Here is a 21088-nt window from a genome sequence, read left to right on the forward strand (position 1 = left end):
AAATTACTTTTTCTTATTCCTCTTATTATAATTTTTATCGCCTTTGGTCTTTGGTTTTTTATACTTTTTTGCAATTTTAAATTTATAAGAACCACCTAAATTTTCCTTCTGGTTCTTTTCCTTTTTCTCATGGAATGCTGGTCCAGGTGCATTTTCATCACGACGTTTTATAGGGTTATTACGTTCTCTTATTTGCGGACGTTCTTCTTCAATTAATTCGGTTGAAATCTCAACACTAGCTGGTAGCTCTAAAACCGGAATTTGCATTTGCATTAGGTTCTCTATACTTTCTATAGCTTCCTTTTCTTTTTCAGTTGAAAAAACAAGTGCTTCACCCTCACGCTCCGCCCGACCTGTTCTACCAATGCGATGCATATAGTTTTCAGGATAAATAGGCACATCAAAATTTATAACATGGCTTATATTGTCAATATCTAAACCTCTTGCCATCACATCCGTAGCAATTAAAATACGGTTTACACCTTCCCTAAATTGCTCAATACTTCGCAATCTATAATTTTGTGTTTTATTGGAGTGAATGACACAGAGTTCTTCTTTAAAATACTCATCTAACTTATCAAACAATCTGTCCGCCATTCGTTTGAATGCTACAAAAATCAAGACTTTATTAAAACGTTCTTCGTCTTGCAAAAGATGCACTAATAGATTTACCTTGGTATAAAAATTAGGCACTTCATATCTATTCTGCGAAATGTTATCTAGAGGTGTTCCAGAAACCGCAATAGAAATACGCTCTGGTTTTCTAAAGAAATCTGTTATCAATTCATCAACATCTTGCGTCATAGTTGCCGAAAACATGATGTTTTGTCTTCGTTCTGGAAGTATATCAAAAATATTAATTAGTTGATGTCTAAATCCCAAATCTAACATAACATCAACCTCATCTATTACCAATTTTTGAATAGATTTTAATTGCAATGTTCTACTTACAGCTAGATCGTATAAACGTCCTGGTGTTGCCACAATTATGTCCAAACCTTGCGCAACAGCTTGCTTTTGAGTATTGATGTTGGTACCACCGTAAACACCTAAAACACGATTATTAATATATTTTGATAGTTTCTCAATTTCCTCAACAACTTGCACAACTAATTCTCGAGTTGGCACTAAAACTAGAACACGAGGGTTATCTTGCTTAGAAAATTTTAAATTCCGAAGAATGGGTAACATATAAGCAAACGTCTTTCCTGTACCTGTTTGAGCAATCCCCACTACATCTCTACCTGAAGCCACTAAATTAAAGGCATTGGTTTGAATAGGCGTTGGAGTTGTAAATCCCAAATCGTCTAGGGCATTGTAAAGCGGAGTGTTTAAATTAAGGTCTTGAAATGTCACGGTAACTATTTAACAGGCAAAGTTAAGTTTATTAAATGGGTTAGGCTAAAAGGGTTTCGTTAATTTCAATTTGGTAGGCCGCTTCGAAGGTTTTATTTGGTTTTAAACTAATAACACCTTCCTTGGTAGTAAATTCTTGATTAGTGTTTTCAGAATCTGCAATACCCAACCAAGGTTCAATACAAACATAGTCACCATTTGGTTTTGCCCATATACCTAAATAATTAAAATCTTGATAACTCACAGATAAAATTTCACCATTTAAAGCACTTTTTAAAGTCACTTTTCGAGATTTTAAATCTTTAAAAATAAGGGCGTCTTCATTAAATAAATCGTGGGTTAGTGGTAAAGTATTGGTGTTTACAATCATTGGCTTAGTTTTAGAAGAAATCAAACCGTTTTTCATGTTAATTAAATGGGTTTTCGAGTTTTCAGCTTGTTCGAATTCTAAAACATAATCATCATAGTTTTCGTTATTAAATACAGGGCATTTAAAAGCAGGGTGCCCACCAATAGAAAAATATATGGATTTATCATCGCAGTTTTTTACGGTGTGTTTAACCTCTATGCAATTTTCTATAAGGATGTAAGTAATATAAAATTCAAATTTAAAAGGGTATATTTTTTGCAGGACTTTATTTGAGGTTAATTTAAAAGTTAAACTATTTTCAGTTTGTTCGTTTAGTGTAATAGCATCATTATGCCTAATAAAACCATGTTTTGGAAGCTTATACTTTTTATTATCAAAAATATAGGAATTGTCTTTTAATGCTCCAATTATTGGGAATAAATTTGGTGCAAAACTGCCCCAAACGTCAGGGTTCGCATTCCACATAAAATCTGTTTTGTTTTTAACGGAAATTATCTTGCATAATTCTGCTCCAATTTTTTTGATTGAAATTTTTATTTTATCGTTTTGTAAAGTGAACATAGATGCTGTTTAAAGTAGTTTACAAAATACTTAAATTTTTAAATCACTTCATTAACTTTGCTCGATAAATTTATCTGTTGAGAACAACTCAAATTCATAAACTTAAAGACGTTAACCGCTTTTGCAAACAACTATTAAATTGGGCTCAACAATTTGATGATGTGGTTTGGTTAGATTCTAACGCTAATAGAAATCGGGATGAGCAAAAATATTCTAGCTATGATGCCATATTAGCTGTGGATGCATTTACAAGTATTAAAACCGATTATCATCAAGGTTTTGAAAAACTCAAGGAGTATCAGACTTATACTAAAGACTGGATTTTTGGATATTTAGGGTATGATTTAAAAAACGACACTGAAGAATTAAAATCTGAAAACTTTGATGGATTAGGGTTTTCAGATTTGTGGTTTTTTCAACCTAAAAAAGTATTTTTAATTCAAGATGATCATGTTGAAATTCAATATTTGAATTTTGTTTCAGATGAAATTAATGATGATCTATTCGATATAAAACAAGCTAATGAAACTGCAAGAGGAAAGGCTTTTTCTGAAATTAAGATTAAACTTCGAATTCATAAAGACGCCTATTTCGAAAAAGTAAACGCTATTTTAGAGCATATTTATCGTGGGGATATTTATGAGGCTAATTTTTGTCAAGAGTTTTATGCTGAGAATACTCGGATAAATCCTCTCGAAACTTATCGTAAACTAAACCAGATATCTAAACCACCGTTTGCATCCTTTATAAAATTAGATGACAAATTCATAATAGGGGCTTCGCCAGAAAGATTTATTAAGAAAGAAGAAACAACTATTATTTCACAACCTATAAAAGGCACAGCTAAGCGTTCAGATATTGTAGAAGAAGATTTACAATTAAAAACAGATTTGGCACAAGATGAAAAAGAGCGAAGCGAAAATATTATGATTGTAGATTTAGTTCGAAATGATTTGTCAAAAACGGCTTCAAAAGGAAGTGTTAGTATTGAGGAGTTATGCAAGATTTACACTTTCGATCAAGTGCATCAAATGATTTCTACTGTTACATCAAAAGTAGACGAGAAAACACATCCGGTAGATATAATAAAAAGTACGTTTCCTATGGGAAGTATGACAGGAGCTCCAAAAATTTCAGCAATGAATATCATTGAGGATCTGGAAGAAACCAAACGAGGTGTGTATTCTGGGGGTGTTGGTTATTTTTCGCCTTCAGGTAATTTTGATTTTAATGTCGTTATAAGAAGTATTTTGTATAATGCCTCGAAACGTTATGTCTCATACTCCGTAGGGGGAGCCATTACCGCAAAAAGCGATCCATTAAAAGAATATGAGGAATGCTTAGTAAAAGCAAAAGCTATGCGCGAGGTTCTAGAAAACTAAACTATGAAAGATACTTTCAACTTAAAACTTCATAATTCTAATTTACATGGTAAATATTGGACTACCGATGAAGTTAAAAGTGTGGTGGTGCTAATTCATGGCATGGGAGAACATATACAACGCTATGAGAAATCAGTCATTAAACATTTGGTAGAAAATGGCTTCGCTGTGGTTGCTTGCGATTTATTTGGACATGGAAAAAGTGAAGGCAAACGTGGATATGCATCAAGTTACGATTCACTTTTGGATTTAGTAGGAGCTACTATTGACAAAGCTCAAGAGATATTTCCTAATAAAAAGAGTATACTCTATGGGCACAGCTTAGGTGGGAATCTTGTGATTAATTATGTCTTGAGAAGGCAGACAAATGTGAAAGGAATCATCTTATCAAGTCCATTTTTAAAATTGGCTTTTCAACCTCCAAAGTGGAAAGTGCATTTGGGTAAATTGTTGCTTAAATTTGCGCCTAAAATTACACTTTCAAATGAAATCGATCCAAGTAAAATTTCTAGGGAGCTCAATGAGGTAAAGCGATATCTGGCTGATCCTTTAATTCATAATAAAGTGAGTCCTATTTACGCTTTTCCTATTATGGATGCGGGTAAATGGGCAATTGAAAATGCGAATCACCTAAAAATAAAAACCTTAGTACTACATGGCACTGGTGACAATCTTATTGATTACAATGGTAGTAAAACCTTTGTCGGTAAAGCAAAATTTGCTGAATTAAAGTTGTTCGAAAATGGCTTTCATGAATTACATCACGACTTATGTAGAAAGGAATTCATTGAAACTGTTTTAAATTGGCTTAACAAGCATTAGATTTGTGAAATGCTCAATAGCTTTAGAGATCATATACATTCAAAATTCCCCTTTCTTAAAGAGAGTAAAATCCTTGTGGCAGTTTCTGGTGGGATTGATAGTGTTGTTTTAACACATTTGTGCCATAAAGCTAATCTTAATATTGCTTTGGCACATTGCAATTTTAATTTACGTGGTGATGAAAGTGATGCCGATGAAGATTTCGTAATTGAACTTGCTGAAAATTTAGATTTAGAAGTATTTGCGCAACGCTTTGATACCAATAAATATGCCGAAGACAACAAGCGTTCCATCCAAATGGCGGCACGCGAGTTGCGTTACAATTGGTTTAGTGAATTAGCAGAGCAATTACAATTCGATTATATTTTAACCGCACATCATGCAGATGATAATTTAGAGACGTTTTTAATCAATTTTACTCGAGGAACAGGTTTGGAAGGATTAACGGGAATCCCAGAAGTAAACGCAAAATTTGTGCGCCCGTTATTACCATTTTCTAGTGAAAGTATTGAGTATTATGCCAAAGCGAATCATATAAAATGGCGTGATGATAGCAGTAACAAATCGGTTAAATACCTACGGAATAAACTACGACATGAAGTAGTGCCCATTTTAAAGGAGATTAATCCAAGTTTGTTGCAAAGTTTTCAATCTACATTAGAGAATTTAAATGGTACAGCGGATATTGTTGAAGAAAGCACCAATGACGTATTAAAGCGTGCCATTGCCTCTAGAGATGAAAATCATATAGCTTTTAAAATTTCAGAATTCAAAAAAGTGAACAACCCAAAAGCTTATTTATTTGAGGTATTTAAAAGCTTTGGTTTTTCAGAATGGAACGATATGGTAGATTTATTAGATGCAGAAACAGGTAAGCAGGTTTTGTCTAACACCCATCGCCTTATTAAGAACCGAGAACATTTATTATTAAGTACTATTTCATCTGGTGAAAGTGAGATTATTTCAATTGTTAAAGGCGAAAAAGAAAAGCAAACACCGTTTGGAGTTGTTTGTTTTGAAGATGTGGCTGATGTTACGGATGTAAATGAAAATGAAATTTTTGTGGATAAAGACAAACTCAAATTTCCTTTAGAATTAAGAAAAAGTCAAGAAGGGGATGTCTTTTATCCTATTGGGATGAGAGGTAAAAAGAAACTGAGTAAGTATTTTAAGGATGAAAAATTTTCGCTACTAGATAAAGAGAATACATGGTTATTGTGTTCGGGAGATGACATTGTCTGGGTTGTTAACCATAGAGCCGATGATAGATTTAAGGTTGAATCTGGTACTAATCAAATTTTTAAAATAGAATTGAAATAATGCTGTCATTCCTGCTGATGCAGGAATCCATAAATATGAAACTCCAAGGTCAAATAGTCGATATAGAAAACAAACGGATTTACAAAGGTGAAATTACTTTTGAAAATGGAAAGATTGTATCTATTGAAGAAAAAGATCACGACGTGAAACATTATATTCTACCCGGGTTTGTAGATGCCCATATTCATATTGAAAGTTCCATGTTAGTGCCATCTGAATTTGCTAGAATAGCTGTAAAACATGGTACAGTTGCCACAGTTTCCGATCCACATGAAATAGCAAATGTATTAGGTGTTCCAGGGGTTGAATTTATGATTGAAAATGGGAAAGAAGTCCCGTTTAAATTTAACTTTGGTGCACCGTCATGCGTTCCTGCAACTAATTTTGAATCAGCTGGAGCAAAAATTGATGCTCAGGACATAAAAGAACTTCTTCAAAACCAAGACATCAAATACCTAGCGGAAATGATGAATTATCCTGGAGTAATTTTTGATGATGAAGAAGTTTTAAAGAAAATAGTTTGGGCCAAACATTTTAATAAGCCTGTTGATGGTCATGCTCCGGGAGTGAGAGGGGAGGATTTAACCAAATATATCAAGGCAGGAATTTCAACAGATCATGAATGTTTCACCTTTGATGAAGCTTTAGAAAAACTTCAAAAAGGGATGAAGATTCTCATTCGGGAAGGAAGTGCGGCTAAAAATTTTGATGCACTAATCGATTTGCTACCGGAATATTATGAAGATATGATGTTCTGTAGTGATGATAAACATCCGGACGATTTAATAGTTGGTCATATCAATCAACTTTGTGCTAGAGGCGTGTCAAAAGATGTTGATGTGTTTAAGGTATTGCAAGCTGCTTGCGTTAATCCTGTAAAGCACTACGATTTGAATGTTGGTTTGCTTTCAATTGGTGATGCAGCAGATTTTATTGTGGTCGAAAATTTAACCAATTTTAAAACATTGAAAACTTACATTGACGGAAAGTTGGTTTATACGAAAGGGGAATCATTAATTAAGTCAGTGCCTTTTAAAAATTTAAACAATTTTAATTGTCAAAAGAAACTAGTAACAGATTTTAAGGTTGAATCTTTAGCGAAAAAAATTAAAGTTATTGAAGCCTTAGAGGGACAATTAATTACCAATGAAATTATTGCCGAGGCTACCGTTGAAAAAGGTAATCTAATTTCAAATACCAAAAAAGATGTTCTTAAGATGACGGTCGTAAACCGTTATCAAAACCAAAAACCAGCATTCGCTTTTATTAAAAATTTTGGATTAAAGGAAGGTGCCATAGCGTCATCTGTTGGTCATGATTCTCATAATATTATTGCCGTTGGAGTTTCAGATGAAGCTATTTGTAAAGCAGTAAATTTAATTATTGAAAATAAAGGAGGTATTTGTGCTGTTTCTGATTCCGAAGAAAGCGTTGTTCCTCTTCCAGTAGCAGGAATTATGAGTGATAAAGATGGAGCAACTATTGGAAAGCAATATGCTGAATTGGACGCATTTGCAAAACAGTTAGGAACCGAATTATATGCTCCTTACATGACCTTATCTTTCATGGCGTTACTGGTTATCCCTTCACTAAAATTGAGTGATAAAGGATTGTTTGACGGCTCCAAGTTTGACTTTACTCCTTTAGAATTTGAGTAAATCAAAATAACTATTTCTAAAACAATTGACGAAATCATGCCAGTAATCGAATCCAAATATACCCCCCCTTTTTATTTTAAAAACGGTTTTATTTCTACGGTTTATTCTGGCTTAATTAGACGAGTTTCATTAAAACAAGAACGAGAGCGTATTACTCTAAGTGATGGTGACTTCTTAGATTTAGATTGGAGCTATTCAAAAAAAGAATCTAGTAAACTCATTATACTTTTGCATGGGTTAGAAGGTAATGGTCAACGTCCCTATATAACTGGTGCTGCGAAGTTGTTCAATGAAAGTAAGACAGATGCGGTATGTGTAAATTTTAGAGGCTGCAGTGGTGAAGAAAATCGATTTTATTACAGTTATCATTCTGGAGCGACTCAAGATTTAGTTGAGGTGATTGAACATGCAATATTCAATAAGAACTATTCAGAAATTTATTTAAAAGGAATCAGTTTGGGAGCAAATATTATTTTAAAATATTTGGGGGAACGTGAGGAAATACCAAATCAAATAAAGGCAGCAATAGCTGTATCAGCGCCATGTTGTTTAAAAGGGGCATCAGAAGAATTACATACTTTTAAGAATAAACTTTACCACGATTTGTTTTTAAAAGATTTGGTAAAAAGACTTAAATTAAAACAAGAACGATTTCCTGAAATGATAACTAAAAAGGAAGTTAATTCTATAAAGAAGTTAATTGATTTGGATAACTTATATACTGCCAGAGCACATGGATTTAACGATGCTATAGATTATTATGAAAAATGTAGTAGTCACCAATTTCTTCATAATATCAAAGTGCCAACTTTAATAATTAATGCTTTAAATGATTCATTTTTATCTCCAGAATGTTATCCAGTTAAGAAAGCCAAAAAAAATCCTAACTTGTTTTTAGAAATGCCAAAGTACGGAGGGCATTCTGGATTTATTGATAAGGCAAATGTTTATTACAACGAGAATAGAGCTCTTGAATTTATTTCAAAAGGATAAAATTGGATTAGTCTAGGTGTTATTTGTTTAAGTTAACCCTGTGTTAAAATATTAAGTTAGTTAAAAAGTCAAGACTAAATTTAATATCTTAATAGCAAAATACAGATTATGCCAACATTTAACTTAAAAATCAACAACGAAACACATTCTGTCGAGGCAGATATGGATACACCACTATTATGGGTGTTGCGAGATAAAATTAACTTGGTAGGTACTAAATTTGGATGTGGAATTGGCCAATGTGGCTCTTGTACCGTTCATGTAGATGGTAATGCTATGAGAAGTTGTCTTTTACAAGTATCGCAAGCGGAAGGAATGGATATTACTACTATTGAAGGTCTTTCAGAAAATGGAGATCATGTTGTTCAACAAGCGTGGAAAGAAGTGGATGTCCCGCAGTGCGGTTATTGTCAAGCCGGACAAATAATGACAGCTTCTGCATTTTTGAACAATAATCCAAACCCTTCAGAATCTGAAATTCGAAACGCTATGCATGGCAATATTTGTAGATGTGCAGCATATAATAGTATTGAAGAGGCAGTAAAATTAGCCTCAGAAAAATTAAGTTAACCTATAAAAAATTAAAAACAATGACACCTTCAAAAAAACTAACTTTCAGTAGAAGATCGTTCTTAAAAACTTCTGCCTTAGCAGGTGGAGGGATAATTATAGGTTTTAACTTATTCAATTCATGTAAGTCTGATGTGAAACCAGCGATTGATTTAAGTCAATTAAATTATAACGATTTTAATGCCTTCATAAAAATTTCACCAGAAGGAAAAGTAACAATTTTTTCACCGAACCCAGAAATTGGTCAAGGTGTAAAAACGTCAATGCCGATGATTATTGCAGAGGAACTTGAAGTTGCATGGGAAGATGTTTATGTGGTGCAAGCACCTTTAGATACAGCGAATTATAACCGCCAAGTTGCAGGTGGTAGTCAATCTATACGTCATGGTTGGACGGCATTACGTCAAACTGGAGCTACGGCAAAACAAATGTTGGTTAATGCAGCTGCCGCTAAATGGGGTGTTGATGCCTCCGAATGCTCTGTTAAGGAAGGAGTTATAAGTAACGCCAAAGGCGAAACCTTTAATTACGGCGATGTTGTTAATGAAGCGGCAACACTAGAAATTCCAGAGGAGGTAAGTTTAAAAGATCCAAATGATTTTACAATTATAGGTCAAGGAAAAGGAAATGTCGATATAGACAGAATAATTACGGGCAAACCTTTATTTGGTTTAGATTATAAGGTAGAAGGGATGCTCTACGCCTCAGTTTTAAGACCGCCAGCATTTGGTCAAAAATTAGAATCTTATGATGCATCTGCAGCAAAATCTTTACCTGGTGTTGTTGATGTTATAACAATTGGCAAGAAGGTAAGAGCGTATAACGAAGCTGGAAATAGAAATTGGTCTATGGTAATGAGTGATTCAGATAAAGTTGTCGTTATTGCAAAAACAACTTGGGATGCTTTTAAAGGAAAAAAAGCTCTAAAAGCTGTTTGGAAAACGGATACTCCATTAGAAAGTACAGAAAAGCACGATGAAATTTTAAATGGTTTATTAACAGGTAAAGAATTTAATACCAGAAGAAAAGATGGTGATGTAGCAAAAGCTTTTGCTAACGCTGATAAGGTAATTGAACGGGTTTATGAATCACCCTTTTTACCGCATAATACTTTAGAACCAATGAATTTCTTTGCAGATGTTACAGATGAAAAAGTGAATTTGGTTGGTCCTGTTCAAACTCCTGAATCTGCCCAAAAGGTTGTTGCTGACTTGTTAGGAAGAGATATTGAGACAGTTTCTGTCGATATGACAAGAATGGGTGGTGGATTTGGACGACGCCTTTATGGTGATTTTGTATATGAGGCAGCAGAAATTTCAGATGCCATTAGAAAGCCAATTAAAATGGTGTCTTCACGTGAAGACGATATGACTACTGGAGTTTATCGACCTGCTATTAAGTATAGAATAGCCGCGTCGATAAAAGATGGGAAGTTAACTGGGTATCATTTAAAAGAAGCTGCTGTTAACTCCAATATGTATGGGCTAATTCCTAATTTCTTTCCAGCAGGAGCAGTCGAAAATTATCAGGTAGACACCGCTAATTACCGGAGTAACATTACTACAGGTGCTTGGAGAGCTCCTTACACAAACTTTTTGGCAAGTGCAGAGCAGAGTTTCTTTGACGAATTAGCAGAGGAATTAGGTGTAGATAGAGTTAAGTTACACATGGATTTATTAGAGAATGTAAAAAACAATCCAGATCCAAAAATAGAATACAGTCCAGAGCGTTTACAAGGCGTTTTGAAATTGGCCGTTGAAAAATCGAATTGGGGAAAATCCGAAAGTGGTGTTTACCAAGGATTGTCTGTTTATTATTGCCATAACACGCATGTTGCAGAAGTAGCCGATATAACAATGGAAAATGGAATACCAAGCGTTAAAAAAGTGACTTGTGCTATAGATTGTGGTATTGTTATTAATCCTTTGGGAGCTATGAATCAGTGTAAAGGAGGCGTACTTGATGGTATTGGTCATGCTATGTACTCGGATTTTGGCTTCAGTAATGGAGTTCCACAGTCTAATAATTTCAATTCATATCAGCTTATCAGAATGGGACAAACACCTAAGGTGGATATTCATTTTATAGAGAATGATATTGATCCAACGGGACTTGGAGAGCCAACGTTGCCTCCGGTTGGAGCTGCGGTGGCAAATGCCATTTACAAGGCTACAGGTAAGCGTTTAACAAAACAGCCTTACATGAGTAATATGAATGTTGAAGAGAAGATTTTAGGTTAAAAATTTTAATTAGTTTAAGAAAAGAGCTTTTGTATTTGAAGCTCTTTTTAATTTAAATAATGACACACGAATTTAAATTAATAATAGAAGAAGCAATAAAAGCTAAAACAGGTGGGTTAAAATCTGTTTTGGCTTCGGTTGTTGATTTAGATGGATCTTCATATCGAAGACCAGGGGTACGCATGTTAATTTTGGAGGATGACACCATGATTGGAGCAGTGAGCGGTGGGTGCGTTGAAAAAGAAGTGCTATTGCAAGCGCAATCTGTTTTCAAAACAGGAAAATCTAAAATGATGACTTACGATGGTCGTTACCGATTAGGGTGCGAAGGTGTTCTCTACATTTTGTTGGAAGCGGTTAATTTTGATACTACTTCTGAAACCTCTTTTTTCAAATGTTTGAATGAAAGAAAATCGTTTGAAGTTATCTCGCATTATAAAAAGAAAGAAGGTGTTTTTGAAGGTTTAGGTTCTGAGGTTAAAATTGGTAATATTGGTTTTTCCATATCTTTAAGAAGTTCAAAAACAGAAGGTGATTTAATTTTTCATCAAAAGATGCCTCCGTGTTTTAAATTAATAATAATTGGTGCAGAACATGATGCTGTTCAATTATGTAAATATGCAGCTTTAACAGGCTGGGAGGTAACGGTTGTGGCAGGAATCTCAGAGTCTAAGTCTTTAGATAATTTTCCAGGAGCAAAAGTTTTAATACCAACAACACCAGAGGATTTGGATATTTCATCTGTTGATAATCAAACTGCCATCGTTTTGATGACGCATAATTTTGCTTACGATTTACGTCATTTGGTAGCTTTAAAAGACACAAACCCTAGTTACATAGGGCTTCTAGGACCAACAAAAAGACGTGAAGATTTATTGTCTCAATTTATAGAATATTGTCCAGAGGTTTCGGATCAGTTTTTAGAAGTTATTCATGGACCTGCGGGTTTAAATATTGGTTCCGAAACACCCCAAGAAATAGCTATATCAATTGTTTCTGAGATTTTGGCAGTATCTAGAAAACGCAATCCAATGTTTCTTAGTAAAAAAACAGGGAGTATTCATTCGAAACATTAAACCTTGTCTCAATCTTCAAATATCATAATAGCCATTTTAGCAGCTGGAGCCTCAACTAGAATGGGAAGTCCTAAACAACTTTTAAATTGGGGAGAAAAAACGATAATTAATCATTCTATTTCTACTGCCAGAAACACGTTAGCTAAAGAAGTTATAGTTGTTCTTGGTGCAAATAATGAAACCGTTAAGTCTCATGTAATAGATAATTCGGTTTCAATTGTTGTAAATAAAAATTGGAAAGAAGGTCTTGGGAAATCAATTGCTCATTCTGCCGAGTACGTCTTAAATTCTTATGAAAATTTTGATGGACTTTTAATTGTTTTAGCTGACCAACCTTTGGTGACAAGTGAGTATTTAGATGACATCATTAAAGCATTCTGTCCAAATAAAAATGAAATTATTGCTACTTTATATAACCAAGATAAAGTAGGAGTGCCTACCTTATTCGATAATGCATATTTTAATGATTTAGCACAATTATCTGGTGATGAAGGAGCAAAGTCTATTTTAAAAAAGTACATGGACTTTGTAAAGGTTCTTTGTCCAGATTTTGAAAATTTGGATATTGATACTAAAGCTCAATATGAAATACTTAGAAATAAGGTTTCTAAATAATATTATTCCCGTTATTTCTTATATTAGAGTATGAGTAAGTCACCAATTGATAAAGCGTTAACACCTGAGAAGTTCGAGAATTTAAAAATTAAAACCCCACCAACTAATAGTGCAGGTTTTAGGGGTCTAAAAGCGGCCTTAAGTCATGCAAATAAGTATATGAAGATAAAAGACGCCTTAAAAGTGTCTTTAAAAATAAATCAAAAAGGTGGTTTCGACTGCCCAGGATGTGCATGGCCTGATCCAGACGACGACCGTTCTTTTTTAGGTGAGTATTGTGAAAATGGATTAAAGGCTATGGCTGAAGAAATGCAAAATAAGCTTATTGCTCGAGATTTTTTTGCACAACATTCTGTTGATGAGTTGGCTAGTCTATCAGATTTCGAAATCGGCAAATCAGGACGATTGGTAGAACCTATGTTTTTGCCAGAGGGAGCAACACATTATCAACCAATTTCTTGGGATGAAGCTTTTAGCAAAGTTGGAACAAACTTAAATGCATTAGATCATCCAGATGAAGCTGTATTTTATACTTCTGGAAGAACCACAAATGAAGCGGCCTTTTTATACCAATTATTTGTGAGAGAATTTGGTACTTCAAATTTACCAGATTGTTCTAATATGTGTCACGAAGCTAGTGGTAGTGCCTTATCAGAAACACTTGGTATCGGAAAAGGTTCTGTTACTTTAGACGATTTGTACAAGGCAGAACTTGTGATGGTAGTAGGTCAAAACCCAGGAACTAACCACCCTAGAATGTTATCTGCTTTGGAAAAGACAAAGAAGAATGGTGGTAAAATTATAGCGATTAACCCTTTACCAGAAGCTGGATTAATGAAGTTTACCCAACCACAAAACCCCATTAAAATGTTAACAGGTGGAATACAGCTGTCTGATGTTTTTGTACCAATAACGATTAATGGTGATGTGGCATTTTTTAAAGCATTACTATTAAAGCTTTTAGAAAAAGAGGAAAACACTGGAAATGTATTTGATAAGCCTTTCATTGAGGAGTATACGAATGGCTTAGAGGATTTTATTTCAGATTTAAAAACCTATGATTTTGATGAATGTTTGCAAGCCTCTGGAGTCTCTAAAGAATCATTTGATGAAGTTTTTGATTTAATTCTGAGTAAAAACAAGATTATCATTTGTTGGGCAATGGGTCTTACACAGCATGAAAATGCTGTTGATAATATCCGCGAATTGGTGAATCTGTTATTGTTGAAAGGTAGTATAGGGAAGGTAGGTGCTGGGACATGTCCTGTTAGAGGGCATTCTAATGTTCAAGGAGATAGAACTGTTGGTATTTGGGAATCCGCTCCACAAGCGTTTTTAAATAAAATTGAAGCAAAGTATGGCTTTAAACCTTCAACTAAACATGGTTATAGTGTGATTGAGTCGATTAAAGCTATGTATGAGAAAAAAGCAAAGGTCTTTTTCGGTTTAGGAGGAAATTTTATTTCTGCGGTTCCAGATACGGTTTATTCTGCCCAAGCTTTAGCGAATTGTAACTTAACAGTTCATGTAAGTACAAAGCTAAACCGTTCTCATTTAGTCACTGGAAAAGAAGCTCTTATTTTACCATGTTTAGGTCGTGCTGAAAAAGATTATCAAAAAACAGGGGTTCAAACTCAAAGTGTTGAAAATTCGATGGGTGTGGTGTCATCTACAAAAGGCATTTTAGAACCATGTTCCGATAGTTTGATGAGTGAAGTCGCCGTAGTTTGTGGAATTGCCAATGCAACGCTAAATGAACGTTCAAAAATTAATTGGTTAGCTTACAAAGACAATTATAATTTAGTAAGAGATGATATTGCTGAAGTCGTTGAAGGATTTGAAAATTACAATTCTAGAATAAATCTACCATCAGGTTTTTATTTACCAAATGGAGCAAGAGTTAGAAAGTTTAAAACCAAAACAGGAAAAGCAAATTTCACTATTAATAAATTACCAGATTGGAAATTAAAAGAAGATGAATTGATAATGATGACCATGCGCAGTCATGACCAATTCAATACAACCATTTATGGTCTTGATGATCGCTATCGTGGTATTTTTAATGAACGACGTATTATTTTTATGAATCGTGAAGATATGAAACTACGTAGTTTAGAGGAAAATGACGTTGTACATCTAAAATCAGAATATAACGGTGTGATTCGTGAAGCCAATAACTTTAAAGTAGTTGGGTATGATATTCCTAAAAATTGTTGTGCGACGTATTTTCCAGAAACTAATGTCTTGGTGCCGTTAGATAGTTTTGCGCATACAGCTAAAACCCCGGCCTCAAAGAGTGTGAGGGTTGTTGTCGAAAAAGCTTAATATTTTCGGAAAATCATAACCAATAATTTATTAAATAATAACCATTTCCAATTTTAGAAAAACAATTTAACTTCAAACTGTTTAGAAAAACCTTGAGGCATTTAATAAAAAAAGTAATTGTGTATCTTGCCTATTATAGAATTTAATCCCAATAGATAATGAAACCCACACGTTTTGAAACTGCTATTGCGCTTATTGATAAGGCTAATTCTGAAGATATAAACGCTTACGAAGTTGCTGGAATAAAATATCCTAAAGAACTATTGTACTCGCAACGTATGTCGCGAAAATTGTTGCAGTTTAAGCCTAGTGCCTCTAAAGCCTTGCAAATTGCTGCACGAGCACAACATATTTGTAGATGGAAAATTCCAAGAGATGAATACCCAATGAATCGTGTAGGGTATATAAAATGGCGCGAAACTTTGAAAATGATGCATGCAGATTTAACGTCAGAAATCTTAAAGAAAGTTGGCTACGATGATCTGTTTGATGATAGAATTAGAAAAATTATTTTAAAGAAGTTCATTAAGAAAAATGAAGAATCTCAGGCTTTAGAGGATACTATTTGCCTAGTATTTTTAGATTATTATTTTGAAGAATTTGCTAAAAAACACGCAGATGAAAAAGTGATAGATATTCTGCAAAAAACATGGGTAAAGATGAGTGATGAAGGCCAAAAAGAGGCTTTGAAGCTTAACTTTTCTGAAAAATCTTTGGGTTTGTTAAAACAAGCTATCGTATAAGGATACTCAACAGGAAATAAATTGATTAACAAAAAAGAGTATTGATGAGAAAAATGAGCTTGCAATTAATTATCTAAACTAGGACTATTAAGAATAGAGATTAATAAATTTATATAACACAAAAACATTAAACTAAATTATGATGCGGAAATTGATAAGCTCAGGCTCTACATTCGAAGAAAAAATTGGTTATTCAAGAGCAGTTATTCAAGGCGACTGGATTTTTGTTTCAGGTACTACGGGTTATGATTATAAAACCATGACCATTAGTGATGATATTGTTATGCAAACTGAGCAATGCCTAATGAATATAAAAAGTACTTTAAAACAAGCAAAAGCAAGTTTGTATGATATTGTACGTGTTACTTATATTTTACCAAATGTTAGTGATTTTGAACGCTGTTGGCCGGTGCTTAAGAAATACTTTGGAGATATTAAACCTGCCGCAACTATGTTAATGGCTGGACTTGCAGACAACAAAATGAAAATTGAAATTCAGGTAACTGCGTTTAAAGGTTAAAAGCACCTACTTTAGATGAGGTTGTTTATAAAGAAACCTTATTTAAAGAACAATTAATTAATTAATTTTAATTGCTCCAGTTCCAGCTTCCCAAAGCTTTTTATTAAAATTTAGAAATTTTATTAAAAACCATTCATCGACACTTAATTGCATCTCAACTATACTTAAATTCAATTAATCGAATGCTTATTATGCAACGCATAGATTTGTTCTATTTTCACAGTTAAAAAACGTATAATGAATAATTGTTTAAAAATCTTGCTTATTGAAGATGATATGATAGAAGTTATGAAGTTGAATAGGGCTATATCTTCGCTTCAACTCAATCATAAAATTGTGGAAGCAAATAACGGTGAGGAGGCCTTAGAAATTTTAAAGAATAAAGAAGCCTTACCAGATATAATTTTACTAGATTTAAATATGCCAAAAATTAATGGCATTGAGTTTTTAAAAATCTTAAAAGAAGATAATAATTTGAAATATTTACCTACTATTATTTTAACAACATCAAATAATAAAAGAGATTTATTAGAATGTTTTAAAATTGGAATAGCAGGCTATGTTTTGAAACCTTTAAAATATGAGGATTATGTCTTTAAAATTAAAAATATTTTGTCCTATTGGAGTATTAATGAATTAATAAAAATTTAAATGAAAGGTATTGTATTTACGGAATTCTTAGATTTAGTTGAAGATAAATTTGGTTTAGAAATGGTTGATAAAATCATTGAACAATCGGAATTGGAGTCTGGTGGGGCCTATACTTCAGTGGGGACATATGACTTTTCTGAAATGCTTCAATTATTGAAAAATTTAAGTTCATATACTGGTATTTCAATTGATGATTTGCTCTTAGTATATGCAGAGCATTTTTTTTCAGTTTTAGAGGAAAATTATCCATCTTTTTTTAAAACGTATACAGATCCTATTGAAATGTTAGCTTCTATTGAAAATCATATCCACGTCGAGGTAATTAAAATTTATCCAGATGCTGAGTTGCCTACGTTTGAGCTTGTGGAAAGAACGGATAATTCCTTAATAATGATTTACAAATCTAGTCGAGCAATGCATCATTTTGGTTTAGGATTAATGAATAAAACCTTTGAACACTTTAATACCACCGCTTCTATAATATTGGAAAAAATAAAGGAAGATGGTACTGAGGTTAAGTTTATTATTAATAAAAATTAATGAGTCAAGATAATATTGACATATTAAAGCGAGCCCTTAAACGAGAAAAAGAGGCAAGAAAATCTGCTGAAAAAATTTTAGAACAAAAATCTACAGAACTCTACTATTCCAAGAAGAAAATAGAAGAATTGTATAGAGAAGTAGAATCTGAATTAACAAGAACAGACTCTCAACTTCAAGGCGTTTTTGAAAATATTGTTGATGCCTATGTTATTATAGATATGGCAGGAAATGTTTTAAAAATGAATGTTACTGCAGCTGACTTATTTGATTTTAAATCTGTTAAGGCGGAAGAAAACCTAATGAGTATGGTACTTCCAGAAGATATTGATTATGTTTCTCAATCGTTTAAAAAGCTCCAGAAAGAAGGTTCTATTAAGGACTTTAAAATTAACATAAAAACAAATAGAAATTACGTAAAACATGTTCATGTAAATGCTAGCATTATTTATGATAAAGGAATAGCTGTTGCAGCTCAAGGTATATTGAGAGATATTACTCAAGAAAATAAGTATCAAAAAAGTTTAGAGGCTGAAAGAGAGAAGTATCGCGCTATTACAGCAAACATGAACTTAGGATTACTGGAGGTAAATAATAATGACGAAATTTTATTGTGCAATTTAAGTTTTTGTGAGATGTCTGGTTATGCACAAAAGGAACTCATTGGTAAGAGAGCCAGTGACATATTTCTAGATAGTGAGGTTGCTCAAATTATTAAAGAAGAAAATTTAAAAAGGCAAAAGGGTCATTCAAATTCTTACGAGTTAAAAGTTAAAAACAAACATGGTAAAATAAGATATTGGTTGGTTAGTGGGGCGCCAAATTACAATCTAGAGGGGCAAGTTATAGGTTCAATAGGTATTCATTTGGATATTACCGCTTTTAAAAAATTGCAAGAACAAAAGGAAAAATTACTAAATGAACTTGAAAAAAGTAATGACGAGTTACATGAGTATGCACATGTAGTCTCCCATGATTTAAAATCACCGTTGCGTAGTATAAATGCTTTGGTAAGTTGGTTGAAGGAAGATAATATTGAAAAGTTGGACGCAACAAGTATAGAAAACTTTGGACTCATTGAAACTACTTTAGAAAAAATGGAACAGCTTATATCCAACATTCTAACTTATTCAAGCCTTGGTGAACAAAAACATTCAAAAGGACTTGTTGATTTGAATGATGTTTTATTAGAAGTTAAACGAACTATTTATTTACCAAAGCATATTTCCTTAAATGTTAACTCCAAATTACCATTTATAAATGGTGATAAAATCAAATTGGAACAACTGTTTCAAAATTTAATCGGTAATGCGATTAAGTATTGTGATAAAGAAGAAGGATTTATAGAAATTAATTGCCAAGAGTTTGATGATCATTTTGAATTTTCGGTTAAGGATAATGGAATTGGGATTGAAGAAAAACATCATGAGAAAATATTTAAAATATTTAACTATCTAAATAAAAGTAAAGACTCTTCAGGCATTGGTTTGTCTATAGTTAAAAAGATAGTGAGCCTTCATGGTGGTGAAGTTTGGCTAAAGTCAGTAGTAAATGAAGGAACCACCTTTTATTTTACTTTAAAAAAATAAGTATGGAGCAACCTAATTTATCATATATTAATAGTATGTCTGGAGGGGATGAACGTTTTGAAGAAAAACTTATAATGATTATTAAGGATGAGTTTCCAATTGAGAAGAAGGATTATTACCACAATTATAAATCCAATAATTTTAAGTTAGCAGCAGGAAACGTACATAAACTTAAACATAAAATTAGTATTTTAGGCCTTGAAAAAAGTTATGAGATTGCTGTAGCATTCGAGAATAATTTATTAAAAGGCAATACCAACCTTAGTCAAGAATTCGAATCTATTTTAATAAACATAACTAATTATTTAAAAAAGTTATAATTAGTATATATGAATTGTATTATTATTGACGATGAGGCTGCTTCTCGAGCTATTATTAGCCATTTTTGTTCAAGTTTTAACAACATAAGCGTTATAGAGGAGTTTCCTAATGCAATTCAAGCAATAAAGTTTTTAAATCAAAATGAAATTGATTTAATTTTTCTAGATATTCACATGCCTGACTTTAATGGAATTGATTTTATTCAAACCTTAAAGAACCCTCCAAAAATAGTGCTTACAACATCTGATGCGAATTTTGCTATACAAGCCTTTGAATATGACTGTATTGTAGACTATTTGGTAAAGCCAATTGCACCCGAGCGTTTTTCTAAGGCAATTACGAAGGCCAATAATTTGGTGTCAAAATCCAATTTAGAGGATACGAGTTCTAGTACAGAAAATATAGAGACTATTTCAGGTAATGACTTATATGTAAATATTGATAGACGTTTAATTAAAATTGATATTCCGAGTATTTATTTGGTTGAGGCAAAAGGGGATTATATTCAAATAAAAACAGAAAATAAAAACTATACGGTTCACTCTACTTTAAAAAAAATAGAAGATAAATTACCAATAGATTTATTTTTAAAGGTGCACCGATCTTTCATAATTAATATTAAAAAAATAATTGACATTGAAGACAATAGTGTTTTAATTAAGAAAGATGTTATTCCGGTAAGTCGATCAAATCGTCCTGAATTAATGAAACGACTTAATCTTCTATAAGCATTTAACTAATTATCAGTGGTCCTGTGTCATCCATCTACACATTTTGTTTATTTGCCGAAAATAATAATACTTAGGGTATAATAAATAGCATCTTTGTTTATATAAATACTTATAACAAGATAAAGATGTCACTAAAAATTACTGAAAATAATGGTGTTTACTTTTTAAGGGGAAACCTTAATGCCCTCACAAGTAATTTTCTTCTCAAGCATATTGAATTATTAAAAGAGCTTGGACACGGCATAACTATAAATATAGATTTTGTGAACGAAATTGATGCCTTTGGTATGTTAACATTAAGGAATTTATATAAAAGTACTTTAAGAAGAAACCAAAACTTTTGGATTACTGGAAACGGATGCAAAGAAATTTATCAAGATTTCGTGAGTAGTGGTTTAGAAAAACGCTAGATTTTATAAGTGAGTTAAATGAAATAAATACTTGTAATGCAATCTATTAATAATTAATTCTTCTCTTTTGAGAGTTAATAGCAGCGGTAGTCTTATTTAATAAGGCTGCCGTTTTTTATTTTTATAAACGATAATTATTTAATGATCTATATTTCCATATTATATTCATAAAAGCTTTAAATCAAATAAACTTTGTTGCGTGTAGAAAAAAATTATTCTATAAATCTCCTATAATATTTACCAAAGGGTTTTATCTATCAAAACCTCAATTGTTGAGTAGTTATTTTCTTAAACT

20 protein-coding genes are annotated in these 21088 nt (G+C 32.7%); 18 read left to right on the forward strand and 2 right to left on the reverse strand.

Going from position 1 to position 21088, the window contains the following annotated elements:
- Window positions 1–3 precede the first annotated feature (3 nt).
- The gene (locus FEF17_RS11005) at window positions 4–1356 is read right to left on the reverse strand and encodes a DEAD/DEAH box helicase (protein WP_139002446.1); all 1353 of its coding nucleotides are present in this window, start codon (window positions 1354–1356) and stop codon (window positions 4–6) included.
- A 40-nt stretch (window positions 1357–1396) separates the two neighbouring features.
- Window positions 1397–2287, reverse strand: coding sequence for an aldose 1-epimerase family protein (locus FEF17_RS11010; protein WP_139002447.1), 891 nt, complete (start codon window positions 2285–2287; stop codon window positions 1397–1399).
- 77 nt (window positions 2288–2364) lie between these two features.
- On the opposite strand from FEF17_RS11010, the gene pabB reads away from it, so the two are divergent.
- The 18 genes from pabB (at window position 2365) to FEF17_RS11100 (ending at window position 20793) form a co-directional block, all read left to right on the forward strand.
- Window positions 2365–3669 (forward strand): aminodeoxychorismate synthase component I, encoded by a 1305-nt coding sequence (gene pabB, locus FEF17_RS11015; protein ID WP_139002448.1) that lies wholly within the window; start codon window positions 2365–2367, stop codon window positions 3667–3669.
- Window positions 3670–3672: 3 nt separating this feature from the next.
- Window positions 3673–4491: an alpha/beta hydrolase gene (locus tag FEF17_RS11020; protein WP_139002449.1), complete on the forward strand. Its 819-nt coding sequence runs from the start codon at window positions 3673–3675 to the stop codon at window positions 4489–4491.
- Between the two features lie 9 nt (window positions 4492–4500).
- Complete coding sequence (tilS, locus tag FEF17_RS11025; RefSeq protein WP_139002450.1) at window positions 4501–5811, forward strand: tRNA lysidine(34) synthetase TilS; 1311 nt, start codon at window positions 4501–4503, stop codon at window positions 5809–5811.
- Between the two features lie 35 nt (window positions 5812–5846).
- Complete coding sequence (ade, locus tag FEF17_RS11030) at window positions 5847–7469, forward strand: adenine deaminase (RefSeq protein WP_139002714.1); 1623 nt, start codon at window positions 5847–5849, stop codon at window positions 7467–7469.
- Between the two features lie 36 nt (window positions 7470–7505).
- Window positions 7506–8462, forward strand: coding sequence for a YheT family hydrolase (locus FEF17_RS11035; RefSeq protein ID WP_139002451.1), 957 nt, complete (start codon window positions 7506–7508; stop codon window positions 8460–8462).
- 108 nt (window positions 8463–8570) lie between these two features.
- Window positions 8571–9032 carry a (2Fe-2S)-binding protein gene (locus FEF17_RS11040; protein ID WP_139002452.1) on the forward strand — a complete coding sequence of 154 codons (462 nt, stop codon included), beginning with the start codon at window positions 8571–8573 and terminating at the stop codon, window positions 9030–9032.
- Window positions 9033–9052: 20 nt separating this feature from the next.
- Complete coding sequence (locus tag FEF17_RS11045) at window positions 9053–11272, forward strand: xanthine dehydrogenase family protein molybdopterin-binding subunit (RefSeq protein WP_139002453.1); 2220 nt, start codon at window positions 9053–9055, stop codon at window positions 11270–11272.
- A 59-nt stretch (window positions 11273–11331) separates the two neighbouring features.
- Window positions 11332–12348 carry an XdhC family protein gene (locus FEF17_RS11050; RefSeq protein ID WP_139002454.1) on the forward strand — a complete coding sequence of 339 codons (1017 nt, stop codon included), beginning with the start codon at window positions 11332–11334 and terminating at the stop codon, window positions 12346–12348.
- A 3-nt stretch (window positions 12349–12351) separates the two neighbouring features.
- Window positions 12352–12963: a nucleotidyltransferase family protein gene (locus FEF17_RS11055; protein WP_139002455.1), complete on the forward strand. Its 612-nt coding sequence runs from the start codon at window positions 12352–12354 to the stop codon at window positions 12961–12963.
- A 30-nt stretch (window positions 12964–12993) separates the two neighbouring features.
- Window positions 12994–15288: an FdhF/YdeP family oxidoreductase gene (locus FEF17_RS11060; protein WP_139002456.1), complete on the forward strand. Its 2295-nt coding sequence runs from the start codon at window positions 12994–12996 to the stop codon at window positions 15286–15288.
- 158 nt (window positions 15289–15446) lie between these two features.
- Window positions 15447–16031 carry a DUF4202 domain-containing protein gene (locus FEF17_RS11065; protein WP_139002457.1) on the forward strand — a complete coding sequence of 195 codons (585 nt, stop codon included), beginning with the start codon at window positions 15447–15449 and terminating at the stop codon, window positions 16029–16031.
- 139 nt (window positions 16032–16170) lie between these two features.
- Window positions 16171–16551, forward strand: a complete 381-nt coding sequence (locus FEF17_RS11070; RefSeq protein ID WP_139002458.1) for a RidA family protein — start codon at window positions 16171–16173, stop codon at window positions 16549–16551.
- 237 nt (window positions 16552–16788) lie between these two features.
- On the forward strand, window positions 16789–17202 hold the full coding sequence (locus FEF17_RS11075; RefSeq protein WP_139002459.1) for a response regulator: 414 nt from the start codon (window positions 16789–16791) through the stop codon (window positions 17200–17202).
- Window positions 17203–17742, forward strand: coding sequence for a heme NO-binding domain-containing protein (locus FEF17_RS11080; protein ID WP_139002460.1), 540 nt, complete (start codon window positions 17203–17205; stop codon window positions 17740–17742).
- Window positions 17742–19331: a PAS domain-containing sensor histidine kinase gene (locus tag FEF17_RS11085; RefSeq protein WP_139002461.1), complete on the forward strand. Its 1590-nt coding sequence runs from the start codon at window positions 17742–17744 to the stop codon at window positions 19329–19331. Before FEF17_RS11080 ends, FEF17_RS11085 begins: the two co-directional genes overlap by 1 nt.
- Window positions 19332–19333: 2 nt before the next feature.
- Window positions 19334–19651: an Hpt domain-containing protein gene (locus tag FEF17_RS11090; protein ID WP_139002462.1), complete on the forward strand. Its 318-nt coding sequence runs from the start codon at window positions 19334–19336 to the stop codon at window positions 19649–19651.
- A gap of 9 nt (window positions 19652–19660) precedes the next feature.
- Window positions 19661–20380, forward strand: coding sequence for a LytR/AlgR family response regulator transcription factor (locus FEF17_RS11095; protein WP_139002463.1), 720 nt, complete (start codon window positions 19661–19663; stop codon window positions 20378–20380).
- Between the two features lie 128 nt (window positions 20381–20508).
- Entirely contained in the window at window positions 20509–20793 is a 285-nt protein-coding gene (locus tag FEF17_RS11100) for an STAS domain-containing protein (protein ID WP_139002464.1), read from the forward strand.
- Window positions 20794–21088: the final 295 nt, after the last annotated feature.

It is taken from the genome of Hyunsoonleella aestuarii (assembly GCF_006148925.1).
In the GTDB taxonomy this organism is placed as follows: Bacteria; Bacteroidota; Bacteroidia; order Flavobacteriales; family Flavobacteriaceae; genus Algibacter_D; species Algibacter_D aestuarii.